Annotated in this window: 10 protein-coding genes; 7 read left to right on the plus strand and 3 right to left on the minus strand. The window is 72.4% G+C overall.

Annotation, left to right across the window (positions count from 1 at the left end; translation table 11 throughout):
* The first annotated feature begins 208 nt into the window (after positions 1–208).
* From ACFVYN_RS08070 to ACFVYN_RS08080, 3 genes are read left to right on the plus strand one after another with little or no spacing between them, the layout of a single operon-like run.
* The gene (locus tag ACFVYN_RS08070) at positions 209–1243 is read left to right on the plus strand and encodes an AAA family ATPase (protein WP_389994152.1); all 1035 of its coding nucleotides are present in this window, start codon (positions 209–211) and stop codon (positions 1241–1243) included.
* Positions 1243–2628: a DUF58 domain-containing protein gene (locus ACFVYN_RS08075; protein WP_389994155.1), complete on the plus strand. Its 1386-nt coding sequence runs from the start codon at positions 1243–1245 to the stop codon at positions 2626–2628. The genes ACFVYN_RS08070 and ACFVYN_RS08075 overlap by 1 nt, the downstream gene beginning before the upstream one ends.
* Complete coding sequence (locus tag ACFVYN_RS08080; RefSeq protein ID WP_389994158.1) at positions 2628–5036, plus strand: DUF3488 and DUF4129 domain-containing transglutaminase family protein; 2409 nt, start codon at positions 2628–2630, stop codon at positions 5034–5036. The genes ACFVYN_RS08075 and ACFVYN_RS08080 overlap by 1 nt, the downstream gene beginning before the upstream one ends.
* A 213-nt stretch (positions 5037–5249) precedes the next feature.
* On the opposite strand, the gene ACFVYN_RS08085 is transcribed toward ACFVYN_RS08080, so the two are convergent.
* The 3 genes from ACFVYN_RS08085 to ACFVYN_RS08095 all read right to left on the minus strand — a co-directional run bounded on the left by ACFVYN_RS08085 (position 5250) and on the right by ACFVYN_RS08095 (position 7437).
* Positions 5250–5645 (minus strand): DUF3040 domain-containing protein, encoded by a 396-nt coding sequence (locus ACFVYN_RS08085; RefSeq protein ID WP_031059418.1) that lies wholly within the window; start codon positions 5643–5645, stop codon positions 5250–5252.
* Between the two features lie 277 nt (positions 5646–5922).
* The gene (locus ACFVYN_RS08090; protein ID WP_389994161.1) at positions 5923–6693 is read right to left on the minus strand and encodes a methyltransferase; all 771 of its coding nucleotides are present in this window, start codon (positions 6691–6693) and stop codon (positions 5923–5925) included.
* A gap of 174 nt (positions 6694–6867) precedes the next feature.
* Complete coding sequence (locus tag ACFVYN_RS08095; protein WP_389994163.1) at positions 6868–7437, minus strand: SAV_6107 family HEPN domain-containing protein; 570 nt, start codon at positions 7435–7437, stop codon at positions 6868–6870.
* Positions 7438–7618: 181 nt separating this feature from the next.
* Here ACFVYN_RS08095 and ACFVYN_RS08100 point away from each other — a divergent pair, with 181 nt between their 5' ends.
* From ACFVYN_RS08100 to ACFVYN_RS08115, 4 genes are all read left to right on the plus strand, one after another.
* The gene (locus ACFVYN_RS08100) at positions 7619–8374 is read left to right on the plus strand and encodes an ATP-binding cassette domain-containing protein (protein WP_389994166.1); all 756 of its coding nucleotides are present in this window, start codon (positions 7619–7621) and stop codon (positions 8372–8374) included.
* Positions 8346–10430 carry a YhgE/Pip family protein gene (locus tag ACFVYN_RS08105; RefSeq protein WP_389994169.1) on the plus strand — a complete coding sequence of 695 codons (2085 nt, stop codon included), beginning with the start codon at positions 8346–8348 and terminating at the stop codon, positions 10428–10430. Before ACFVYN_RS08100 ends, ACFVYN_RS08105 begins: the two co-directional genes overlap by 29 nt.
* Positions 10431–10477: 47 nt before the next feature.
* Positions 10478–11107, plus strand: a complete 630-nt coding sequence (locus ACFVYN_RS08110; RefSeq protein ID WP_389994171.1) for a TetR/AcrR family transcriptional regulator — start codon at positions 10478–10480, stop codon at positions 11105–11107.
* A gap of 392 nt (positions 11108–11499) precedes the next feature.
* Positions 11500–12111 carry a DUF4126 domain-containing protein gene (locus ACFVYN_RS08115; protein ID WP_389994174.1) on the plus strand — a complete coding sequence of 204 codons (612 nt, stop codon included), beginning with the start codon at positions 11500–11502 and terminating at the stop codon, positions 12109–12111.
* Positions 12112–12357: the final 246 nt, after the last annotated feature.

The raw sequence follows: 12357 nt of genomic DNA on the forward strand, positions 1-12357 counted from the left end.
GATTTTCGGCCCTCGGGGTGCCCAAAGCACCGCAAGACCCGACATAGTGCAGCCAGTTGTCCACAGTCGAGTGACACGAATCGGTAACGGCAGCAAGAATGCGGGTGTGGCGTCACGCGGAACTTTTCACGCGTGGTGTCCGTGATTCGGGGTGGGCCGGTAGCGCACATGAGCGTCGGCCCGGAAAGTACGGGCCGAGGAGGGCCGGGTGACCACCTATGACGATCGATCGAGCCTCACTGATCTGACCGCCGTTGTCGAGCGGGTACGCAGTTCGGTGGAGGGCGTGATCGAGGGGAAGCCCGAGGTCGTACGGCTTTCACTGACCGTGCTGCTCGCCGAGGGACATCTTCTGATCGAGGATGTCCCCGGCGTCGGCAAGACCATGCTGGCCAAGGCGCTGGCGCGGTCCATCGACTGCTCGGTGCGCCGCATCCAGTTCACCCCCGACCTGCTGCCCTCGGACATCACGGGCGTGTCCATCTGGGACCAGCAGCGCCGGGACTTCGAGTTCAAACCGGGCGCGATCTTCGCCCAGATCGTCATCGGCGACGAGATCAACCGCGCCTCGCCGAAGACCCAGTCCGCGCTCCTGGAGTCGATGGAGGAGCGCCAGGTCACCATCGACGGGCAGACCTATGAGCTGCCCAGTCCCTTCATGGTGGTGGCCACGCAGAACCCGGTCGAGATGGAGGGCACCTACCCGCTGCCCGAGGCGCAGCGCGACCGTTTCATGGCCCGGGTCTCGGTGGGCTATCCCAGCGTGGAGGCCGAGCTGCAGATGCTCGACATCCACGGCGGCGCGAGCCCCCTGGAGGACCTCCAGCCGGTGGCGCACGCCCACGACATCGTGAAGCTCATCGAGGCCGTCCGCGGCGTCCACGTCGCCGAAACGGTCCGGCGGTACGCCGTCGACCTGGTCTCCGCCACCCGCACCCACCCCGACCTCAGACTCGGCGCCTCCCCGCGCGCGACGCTGCACCTGCTGCGCGCCGCCAAGGCCTCCGCCGCCCTCAGCGGCCGCGAGTTCGCCCTGCCGGACGACGTCCAGGCGCTCGCCGTGGCCGTCCTCGCCCACCGTCTGCTGCCCACCGCCCAGGCCCAGCTCAACCGGCGCACCTCGGAGCAGGTCGTGCAGGAGATCCTCCAGCGCACCCCGGTCCCCGCCGCTCCCCAGCAGGGCGGTCTCGGGATCGGCCGCGGGGCGCCCGCGTATCCGCAGCAGCCGCCGCGGAGCCTGTGATGTCCACCGGGGTGCCCTCGGCCGGCGGCCCCGAGGCCGACCGGGGCGACCAGGGCGGGATCCGCACGGCACTGACCGGCCTGACCACCCGGGGCCGCTCCTTCTTCGCCGCCGGTATCGCCGCGGCCGTCTGCGCCTACGTCCTCGGCCAGAGCGATCTGCTGCGGGTCGGCCTGCTGCTGGCCGTACTGCCGCTGGTCTGCGCCACCGTGCTCTACCGCACCCGCTACCGGGTCGCGGGCAGCCGCAGGCTCTCCCCCGCGCGCGTGCCCGCCGGCAGCGAGGCCCGCGTCCATCTGCGGATGGACAACGTCTCACGCCTGCCCACCGGCCTGCTGATGCTCCAGGACCGGGTCCCCTACGTCCTCGGCCCGCGCCCGCGCTTCGTACTCGACCGGGTCGAACCGGGCGGCCGCCGCGAGGTCTCCTACCGGGTCCGCTCCGACCTGCGCGGCCGCTACCCGCTGGGCCCGCTCCAGCTGCGCCTGACCGACCCGTTCGGCATGTGCGAGCTGACCCGCTCCTTCTCGACGTACGACACCCTCACCGTGATCCCGCGTGTGGAGCCACTGCCGCCGGTGCGGCTCAGCGGCGAGGCCAAGGGGTACGGCGAGGGACGGCAGCGCTCGCTCGCCCTGGCCGGCGAGGACGACGTGATCCCGCGCGGCTACCGCTACGGCGACGACCTGCGCCGGGTGCACTGGCGCTCCACCGCCCGCTACGGCGAACTGATGGTCCGCCGCGAGGAGCAGCCCCAGCGCGCCCGCTGCACGGTGCTCCTGGACACCCGGGGCCTCGCCTTCGCGGGCGCGGGCCCCGACTCGGCCTTCGAGTGGGCCGTCTCGGGCGCCGCCTCCGTCCTGGTCCACATGCTCGAGCGGGGCTTTTCGGTACGCCTGCTCACGGACACCGGCAACTCCGTGCCCGGCGAGGGCGCCGACGGCTTCGCGGGCGCGAGCCAGGGGACCGCGGACGCGGCCGGGCTGATGATGGACACCCTCGCGGTGATCGACCACTCCGACGAGACCGGCCTGTCGCGCGCCTACGAAGTGCTGCGCCGCGGCAACGAGGGACTGCTGGTGGCCTTCTTCGGCGACCTCGACGAGGAGCAGGCCACGGTGGTCGCCAAGATGCGGCAGCGCAGCGGGGGCGCACTCGCGTTCGTGCTCGACAGCGAGGGCTGGGTGCGGGAACCCGCCGATGTGTCCGGGCCGTCGGACGAGCACGGAGAGCGGCTGCGGATGCTGCGCGAGGCGGGCTGGACGGCGCTGGGCGTGCCGCGGGGTGCCTCGCTGGAGGAGTTGTGGCGTCTCGCGGACCGTGAGCGCACGGGCGTCGGCGCGGCCGGGTCCCCGGCCGGGTCCGGGACCGGGGAGGCATCGTGATGAGCGGGCGGGCACGACTGGCGCTGTGTGCGTGGGCGGCCACGCTGATGGCCGCGTGCGCCCTGCTGCCGCTGGTCGAGCCGGTCACCTGGATCGTGCAGGCCGCCTTCCTGCTCGGGGTGCAGACGGTCGTGGGCGCGGTGGCCCGGCGGATCCCGCTGGCCCGTCCGCTGACGGTGGCGGCCCAGGCGCTCGTCACCCTGTTCATGCTGACCCTGATCTTCGCCCGTGACCGGGCCTTCCTGGGGCTGATCCCCGGCCCGGGCGCCTTCGTGCACTTCGGGGACCTGCTGCGGCAGGGCGGCGACGACATCGCGCGGTACGCGATCCCGGCGCCGCTGGCGTCCGACGGCATCAAGCTGATGGTCTTCGGGGGCGTCCTGATCGTCGGGCTCGTGGTGGACACCCTCGCGGTGACCTTCCGCAGCGCGGCCCCTGCGGGCCTGCCGCTGCTCGCGCTGTACTCCGTCGCCGCGGGGCTGTCCGAAGGCCACGGCGACTGGTTCTGGTTCCTGCTCGCGGCGACCGGTTATCTGCTGCTGCTCCTTGCCGAGGGGCGCGAGCGGCTCTCCCAGTGGGGCCGTGTCTTCGGCGGGGCGTCACGCTCCCCGGGCGCCGGCTCCGGGCCGGTGGCGCCGGTGCGCACCGGCCGGCGGATCGGGGTGGCGAGCCTCGGCATCGCCCTCGTGGTGTCGGCCACCCTGCCCTCGATAAGCGGCGGCCTCCTGGACGCCACCGGGGCGGGCGTGGGCGCCGGGAACGGCAGCGGGGGCACGATCTCCGCGGTGAACCCGCTGCTCTCGCTGCGCGACAACCTGAACGTGGACGAGGACCGTCAGGTGCTGTCCGTGCGGAGCCAGAGCAACGACACCTCCGACCAGTACCTGCGGATCGTCTCCCTGGACGACTTCGACGGCCGGACCTGGAAGCCGTCCAAGCGGTCCATCGGCGCCGTGCCGAAGGACTTCCCCCTCCCGGTCGGCCTCGGCTCCGACGTCAAGCGCACGGAGATCAAGACGAGCATCTCGGCGGCCAGCTGGTACGAGCAGAACTATCTGCCCATGCCCTACCCGCCCAGCGGCGTCGAGGTCCGCGGCAACTGGCGCTACGAACCCGAGGGCATGGCGCTCGTCGGCGACCACGGGCAGAACACGCGCGGGCTGACGTACGAGGTGAAGAGCCTGGACGTGGAGCCGACGGCCGAGCAGCTCGCCGCGGCACCGGCCGCTCCCCCGGTCATCGAGCGCGAGTACACGGACCTGCCCGACTCGCTGCCGGCAGTCGTGCGCAAGACCGCCCGCGAGGTCACTGCGGGCGCGAAGAACCCCTATGAGCAGGCGGTCGACCTCCAGGACTACTTCGCGGTGACCGGGGGCTTCGAGTACGACACCCAGGTGCAGGTGGGCGACGGGCCCGACGCGATCGCCAACTTCCTGCGCGACAAGCAGGGCTTCTGCGTCCATTTCTCCTTCGCCATGGCGGCGATGGCCCGCTCCCTGGGCATTCCGGCCCGGGTCGCGGTGGGCTTCGCGCCCGGCACCCCGCAGGCGGACGGTTCGGTGTCGGTGGGGCTCAAGGACGCCCACGCCTGGCCCGAGCTGTACTTCGAGGGGGTGGGTTGGACCCGCTTCGAGCCCACCCCGACCCGGGGCACGGTGCCGTCGTACACCGTCCCGGACGCCACCGGCAGCGTGGACCCCGGCGTGACGCGGCCGTCCGCCGGGGCGTCCACGGCACCGTCGGCCTCGGCCTCGGCGAGCGAGAGCTGCTCTCCCCGGCTGCGGAAGCTGGAGGAGTGCGACAGCGCCTCCCCGGCGGCAGCGGCGGCCAAGGACGGTGGCGGCCCCTGGTGGGCCGTACAGGGCCCGTGGTGGTATCTGAAGCTGTTGTTCTGGGTGCTCGTCGGGCTGGGCGTGCTGTTGGTCCCCTTGGCGCCGATGCTGTGGCGGCTGCGCACCCGTTCGGTACGGCTGGGCGGGCACGGCCGCAGTGACGAGGGCGCCGCCGCGCACACCCTGGCGGCCTGGGAGGAGCTGACCGACACGGCGTGGGACTTCGGGATCCCGCCGGACGACTCGCAGACCCCCCGCAAGGCGGCCGCGCGGTTCGTACGGCTCGGGCGTCTCGATCCGACGGCGGCGGCCTCGGTGCACCGGGTGGCGGACGCCGTGGAGCAGGTGCTCTACGCCCCGCAGCCCCGCCTGACGGCCGGCCTCGCGCGGGACGTCCACCTGGTGATCGGCGGGCTGCGCGGCTCGGTCGGCCGGGGCACGCGGGTGCGTGCGCTGATCGCCCCGCGTTCCACCGCGAGGGCGGTGTGGGCGGTCTCGGAGTGGTGGGCGGGGGTCAGGACACGCGTGGCGGCGGCCCGGCCGACCCTGCGCAAGCCGTCCGGCCAGGGAGGCTGAAAGAGCCGCCCCTGCAGGGGGCGGCGGAACGACGACGGTGGCCCGGGCCTCTCGAAGGTCCGGGCCACTGTGCTGCAGGGGCTGGGAGACCCCTCGACAGGTGGTGGGGGACGGCCTGGGGACATGCGGGAGGGGGTGAGCACCCGGCTGGGTGCTCACCCCCTCAGCATGTCTGTGAGAGCGGCTCGTGGCGACCGCGGTGCGCGGGGCCGGCTACTGGCCGCCCTGCTCGTCGCGGCGGCGCTGCCAGCGCTGCTCGATCCGGTCCATCACCGAGCGCTTCTGGCGTCCCTGCCGACGGGCGTGTGGGGCGCCTGCGGCCGGCTGCTCGCCCGGCTTGGGGGCCTTGCGCCAGCCGGTCACCGCGAGCACCGCGCACCCCAGCATGACGAGGAACCCCACCACGCTGAGCCACACCTGCTTGGCGACCATACCGGCCATGAGGAGCGCGATACCCACGAGGAAGCCGGCGACCGCCTGGTAGACCCGCCGCCGGGTGTACGTACGCAGCCCGCTTCCCTCGAGCGCCGACGCGAACTTGGGATCTTCGGCGTACAGCGCTCGCTCCATCTGCTCGAGCATGCGCTGCTCGTGCTCCGAGAGCGGCACGGAGTCCTCCTCATCGTGCAGTCGCCGGGGCGACTCGGGGGGTCCCTTCAGGATAGGCAGGGAATCGCCCCCGTGAAACCCGCCCCTCTGCGCCAATTGGCCAACCGGATTCCGCCATGAACGCTCCGGCCGCTGAATCTTGTCATTCCCCAGCTGCCGTCCCGTCATGCCGGGCGGTCTCCCTCGATCATACGGCGCTGAGGGCGCGATCGGGGGGCCTGTGGCGTACTCCATGCGCCGGCAAGTACCTGATCAGCACTCCGGCACAGGGGGCGGCTCAGGCCTCGGCGGCCTCCCGCGTCTCACCGAGCACATGGAGCTGGGTGGCCACGGAGTGGAAGGAGGAGAGTTCGGCCGCCGCGGCCTCCAGCTTCAGCAGGGCTTCCAGGGCACCGGGTTCGGTGTCCACGAGCACGCCGGGGACGAGGTCGGCGAAGACCCGTACACCGTGCACGGCGCCCACGGTCAGGCCCGCGCCCTCGACGAGCGCGGTGAGCTGGTCGGCGGTGAAGCGGCGCGGCACGGGGTCGCCGTCGCCCCAGCGGCCGTCCGGATCGTCGAGCGCCTGCCGGGCCTCCTTGAAGTGGCCGGCGAGGGCCCGCGCGAGCACGGCGCCGCCGAGACCGGCGGCGAGCAGGCTGAGGACGCCCTCGGGACGCAGGGCGGCCACCACGTTGCGCACGCCCTCGGCCGGGTCGTCCATGTACTCCAGGACGCCATGGCACAGCACCACGTCGTAGCCGCCGCGCTCGGCCACGTCGAAGAGGCCGTGGGCGTCTCCCTGGACGCCCCGCACCCGGTCGGCGACACCGGCCTCGGCGGCGCGGCGCTCCAGGGCGAACAGCGCGTTGGGGCTGGGGTCGACGACGGTGACCTGGTGACCGAGGCGGGCGACGGGCACCGCGAAGTTGCCGCTGCCGCCCCCGGTGTCGAGGACGTCCAGCGCCTGGCGTCCCGTGGCCTTGACCCGGCGGTCGAGAGCGTCCTGGAGGACCTCCCAGACCACGGCGGTTCGGAGGGAGGCGCGGGGTCGCAGCGGGTCCGACACGGCAGTTGACTCCTCGGCGCGGATGTGAAGGCTTCAGGCGCCTTCCACCCTATTGCCTCCGGTACCCCACCTGGTCACTCCGGTGCCGTGCCCGGCTGCTCGTCTCGTACGGCGGACCCAGGCGGACCCAGGCGGACCCGAGCGGCCCTGGTGGCCCGTGGCCCCGCGCGCCGGTCACCCGGCGTCCGGATAGTCACGGTCGGTGCCACCGTCGCCGCCCTCCGGCCGGTCCGCGTCCTGGCGTGGCTGCGGCAGGACCGGTTGGAGTACCAGCATCCGCTCGACGAGGCGCAGGAACATCGCCACGTCGCGTATGAGGTCGTCCGCGTCCCGGCGGCTGGCCGCGCCCTGGATGCCCGCCTCGGCCCGGGCACGGCGTCGGGCCCCGGAGGCGAACAGCGCGCTCCACTCGGCGAGTTCGGGCGCTATCTCGGGGAGCACTTCCCATGCGCTCCGTATCTTGGCGCGGCGTCGGGGCGTGGGCTCCGGACGCCCTCGTGCTGCGAGTACTGCGGCCGCGGTGCGCAGGGCGGCGAGATGGGCCGTCGCATAGCGCTCGTTCGGCGTCTCCAGCGCCGAGGCCTCGTCGAGGCCGGCGCGGGCCTGGGCGAGCAGGTCGAGGGCGGCGGGCGGGGCCGTCGCCCGGCGCAGCACGGGGTGTACGTCGCTCGCCGGGCCGGTCAGTGAGGGGGCAGGGCCGGTGGCGCGGCGCCGACGGGCGGCGGCTGCGTGGTAGCTGGCCATGACGATCCTCCTGTCGTCTGGTTGACGGCATCTCGCGCTACGGAGTGCCGTATGTGCCCATCGTGAGGTATGCCACTGACAATCCGTTCTGACCTGGGCTTTTGCTTCGATCGAAGGTTCGGGTTACTTTTTGCACTGACCAGTCAGTTCAAAAAAGTTCTCGATTCAAGAAGATCAGGGGGTGGCCGTGGACGGAGTAGCTGTCACGGCCGAGGGTCTCGGTCTGAAGGGGCCTCGCGGCTGGGCGTTCCGCGGGGTCGACCTCGTCGCGGAGCCCGGTGCGCTGATCGCCGTGGAGGGGCCCTCGGGGTCCGGTCGTACGAGCCTGCTGCTGGCGCTCACCGGGCGGATGAGGGCCACCGAGGGCACGGCGACCGTGGGCGGGGCACGGCTGCCCAAGCAGCTCGCGGCGGTGCGCCGGTTCAGCGCGCCGGCGAACGTGGCCGGGGTCACCGACCTCGACCCTGCCCTGACCGTCGGGGAACACCTGCGCGAACGGACGCTGCTGCAGCGCCGCTTCGGCGACTCGGTGCGCGCCCTGCTGCGACCCCGCGCGGAGCGTACGGCCGAGGCGAGGCTGCGGATCGACACCGCGCTGGCGGCCGCCGGGCTCGACCTGCAAGCGCTGCCGAAGGGCGCGCGGACCGCCGTACGCGATCTGGAACGCCTGGAGGCCCTGCGGCTGTCGATCGCCCTGGCGCTGATCGGCCGGCCACGGCTGCTCGCCGTCGACGACCTGGACCTGAAGCTGTCGGACGCCGAACGCACCGAGGCCTGGGCGCTGCTCAGGTCCCTCGCCGGGGCCGGGACGACGGTCGTGGCGGTGTGCAGCGAGGCCCCCGAGGACGCCGTGACGGTGTCCACGCGGCCGGAAGCCGTGCGGGACGAGACCAGTGAGGAGATGACCGATGCGCTCACCGAGACTGGCCACGCTTGAGCTGCGCCGCTTCGGCAGGGGGAAGCTGCCGCGCGCCGCCCTGGTGGCCCTGCTGGTGCTGCCCCTGCTGTACGGCGCCCTGTACCTGTGGTCCTTCTGGGACCCCTACGGCCGCCTGGACCGCATCCCCGTCGCCCTCGTCAACGACGACAAGGGCGCCACCGCCGACGGGAAGAAGCTGACCGCGGGCGACGACCTCACCAAGGGGCTGCGCGAGAGCGACACCTTCGACTGGCACGAGGTCGACGCCGCCGAAGCACGGAAGGGCGTCGAGAACGGCACCTATTACCTGTCGCTCACCATGCCGGCCGACCTCAGCCGGCGGATCGCCTCCAGCGCGGGCGACTCCCCCGAGACCGGCGCCCTCCAGGTCCGTACGAACGACTCCAACAACTACATCGTCGGGCAGATCTCGCGGACGGTCTTCGCCGAGGTGCGCCAGGCCGCGTCCACCAAGGCGTCGCGGTCCTTCCTGGACCGGATCTTCATCTCCTTCTCCGACATCCACGGCGCCACGGTGAAGGCCGCCGACGGGGCCGACGACCTGGAGGGCGGCATCGGCAAGGCGGAGAAGGGCTCCGAGGACCTCGCCTCGGGCCTTCAGCAGGCCAAGGCAGGCAGCGGCAAGCTCTCCGACGGGCTGGCGAAGCTCGACACGGGCTCGGGTGACCTCGCGGACGGCGCCCAGCAGGTCGCCGCCGGCACCCAGAGCCTCGCCGACAAGGTCAACGGGGTCGCCGACAAGGTGGGTCCCTTCCTCGAGGGCAACGAGAAGACCATCGGCGACACCGCCCGGCTCGTCGCCGACTCGGCCGTGGCCGTCCGCCACAACCTCGACACCCTGGTCAGGACCGCCCCGGCGGCCGCCGACGGAGCACACAAGGCCGCCGACGCACTGAACGCCGTCTACAAGGCGCGCTGCACGGACCCGGTCCTGCCGGACCCGGCCTGCGCCGACCTGAAGAAGGCCAGGCAGGCCGCCGCCGACGTGGCGAAGGTCGCCGACGACGTCAACGTGCTCGTCGCCGACCAGAACGGCGTTTTGAAGAAGCTCGACGGCCAACTCGCCACCCTCCAGCAGCAGGCCCGGACCCTCGCCGACCGGGCGCCCCGCCTCTCCGAGGACCTCGACGACGCCGTGGCGAAGATCAACCAGCTGAACCGGGGCGCGGGCAAGGTCGCCGCCGGCGCCAGGACGCTCCACTCCGGCCTCGGCACCGCGCGGACCGGCGCACAGGACCTGGACGAGGGCGTCGGCAGGCTCAAGACCGGGGCCGACACCCTGAGCGGCGGCATGTACAAGCTCGCCGACGGCTCCGGGAAGCTCTCCGACGGGCTGCACGACGGTGCCTCGCAGATCCCCGATTACGACAAGAAGGAGCGCGACCGGCGCACCGATGTGATGGCCGACCCGGTCCAGCTGGTCTCCAAGGACCTGCACAAGGCGCCGAACTACGGCACCGGGTTCGCCCCGTACTTCATCCCGCTGTCCCTGTGGGTGGGCGCGATGGTGGCCTACATGCTCATCACGCCGATGAACCGGCGGGCCCTCGCCGCCGGTGCCGCGGCCTGGCGGATCGCGCTGGCGGGATGGCTGCCCGTGGTGGCGATCGGGGTGCTCCAGGTCGTGGCGCTGATGTCGGTGCTGCACTGGGCGATCGGCCTCCAGATGACGCGGGCGGCCGGGACCGTGGGCTTCCTGTTCCTGGTGACGGCCTGCTTCGCGGCGATCGTCCAATGGCTCAACGCCCGCTTCGGAGCCGCGGGCCGGATCCTGGTCCTCGCCCTCCTGATGCTCCAGCTGACGTCCGCGGGCGGCACCTACCCCGTCCAGACCAGCCCGGGCTTCTTCAACGCGATCCACCCCTTCCTGCCGATGAGCTACGTCGTCGAGGCCCTCAGGCGGCTCATCACGGGGGGCGGCCTCACTCCCGTGTGGCACGCGTGCGTGGTGCTCCTCGCCTTCACCGCGGGCGCCCTCGCGCTCACCGCTGTCTCGGCCCGCCGCCGACAGGTGTGGACGCTGGACCGACTGCACCCGGAGCTGACCCTGTGAGCCCTTCCGCGACCTCAAGGCGCCCCTCACCTGCGAGAATCAGGACCATGGAAAGCAGCAGCGCCCCGGCGGGCGTCAGCACGCGCCGCGAGGCCACCCGGCAGAAGCTCTACGAGGCGGCCGTCACGCTCATCGCCGAGCAGGGCTTCTCCGCCACCACGGTCGACGAGATCGCCGAGCGCGCCGGGGTCGCGAAGGGCACGGTCTACTACAACTTCGCGAGCAAGTCCGTCCTCTTCGAGGAACTGCTGCGGCACGGTGTGGGCCTGCTCACCGCCTCTTTGCGGGAGGCGGCGGAAGCGACGGCACGCGCGGGTGGCGGCAAGGTGGACGCCCTCGACGCGATGATCCGCGCGGGCCTCGTCTTCATCGACCGCTATCCGGCCTTCACCCAGCTGTACGTGGCCGAGCTGTGGCGCACCAACAGGACCTGGCAGTCCACCCTCATGGTGGTCCGTCAGCAGGCCGTGGCGGTCGTGGAGGACGTACTGCGCGAGGGCGTGGAGAACGGCGAGTTCAGCGACGAGATCGACATCTCGCTGACCGCCTCCGCCCTGGTCGGCATGGTCCTGGTGGCCGCGCTGGACTGGCAGGCCTTCCAGCCCGAGCGCTCCCTGGACGACGTGCACGCGGCGCTGTCACGGCTGTTGCAGGGGCGGGTGAGCGGGCGCAGGTGATGACGCCGGGCTGACATGCGAAAGCGCCGGTCCGCTGTGGCCGCGTCCCCCGCGGGCCACCTCGAACCGGCGCCTCCCCTTGCTCCCCCGTTTTCCCCGTTCCCCCGTCCCCCGTTGGGCCCCCGTTCGGTCGTTCCCCCGCTTTCCGGGTTCCCCCGTGCCTCGCTCCCGCCGACCTCGGCTGGCGGAAGGAGCGGGTCCGGGGCGGCTCCGTTCCGGCGCCCCGTGTCGCCGGTGCCGGAGCCGTTCCCCTTCGCCGTGCCTCCACTCTCCCGTTCACGCAGGTCGAGGCCCATCCGCGCGCGTACTCATCTGCGCCCCTAGGTACGGATACTCAGTACTGCGCACTCACCCCCAGGGCGGCTCGTGCCCGACTGGTTACGATCGCGTCCGTGTCCGTACTCCCCTTGGTGTTCACCAGCGGCTGGGCCAGCGGCGTCAACGCGTACGCGGTGGTGCTGCTGCTCGGCGTGTTCGGCGCGACGGGACTGAGCGACGACGTCCCCGAGACCCTTCAGCGCCCCGAAGTCCTCGTCGTGGCGGGCGTGTTGTTCCTGTGCGAGGCGGTGGCGGACAAGATCCCGTACGTCGACTCGGCGTGGGACTCCATACACACCGTGGTCCGGCCGGTCGCCGGCGCCTGGGTCGGGGCGTTGCTCGCGGGGCAGAGCGGCTCGCTCAACGACGTGGTCGCGGGCCTGGTGGGCGGTTCGACGGCGTTGGCGAGCCACACGGTCAAGGCGGGCACCCGCATGGCGGTGAACACCTCCCCGGAGCCCTTCAGCAACATCGTCCTGAGCCTGGCGGAGGATCTCGGCGTCGGGGCCATTGTCGCCTTCGCGATGTTCCACCCGCAGGCAGCGGCGATCATCGCGGGCGCACTGCTGCTGGCCGGCCTGCTGACGCTCTTCTTCCTGATCTCCCGCATCCGGAGATTCCGCCGCCGCAGGGCCCAGCGACGGGAGGACAAACGCCTCGCGATACGGCTGAACCCACCGGACTGACGCCGTCCGCGGCTGAAACGGTTTGGCTTCCGTCTGCCGCACACACGAGGGCGCCGCTGAGCCGACCGCGCGCCGCACACGGGACCAGCCGACGGGGCACATGCGGCCGACCACCGGACCGACGCCGTCGACGGCTGGAACGACTCCGAACGACTCCGACTTCCGCCTGACGCACACCGCGAGTGCCACCCCTGAGCCGACCGCGCGCCGCACACGGGACCAGCCGACGGGGCACATGCGGCCGAC

Source organism: Streptomyces sp. NPDC058307 (assembly GCF_042880295.1).
Classification (GTDB): Bacteria; Actinomycetota; Actinomycetes; order Streptomycetales; family Streptomycetaceae; genus Streptomyces.

Coding starts and splice junctions, on each gene's coding strand:
- ACFVYN_RS08080 (WP_389994158.1), top strand. CDS start 2,628: ATGAGCGGGCGGGCACGACTGGCGCTGTGTGCGTGGGCGGCCACGCTG.
- ACFVYN_RS08075 (WP_389994155.1), top strand. CDS start 1,243: ATGTCCACCGGGGTGCCCTCGGCCGGCGGCCCCGAGGCCGACCGGGGC.
- ACFVYN_RS08105 (WP_389994169.1), top strand. CDS start 8,346: ATGCGCTCACCGAGACTGGCCACGCTTGAGCTGCGCCGCTTCGGCAGG.
- ACFVYN_RS08095 (WP_389994163.1), bottom strand. CDS start 7,437: ATGGCCAGCTACCACGCAGCCGCCGCCCGTCGGCGCCGCGCCACCGGC.
- ACFVYN_RS08110 (WP_389994171.1), top strand. CDS start 10,478: ATGGAAAGCAGCAGCGCCCCGGCGGGCGTCAGCACGCGCCGCGAGGCC.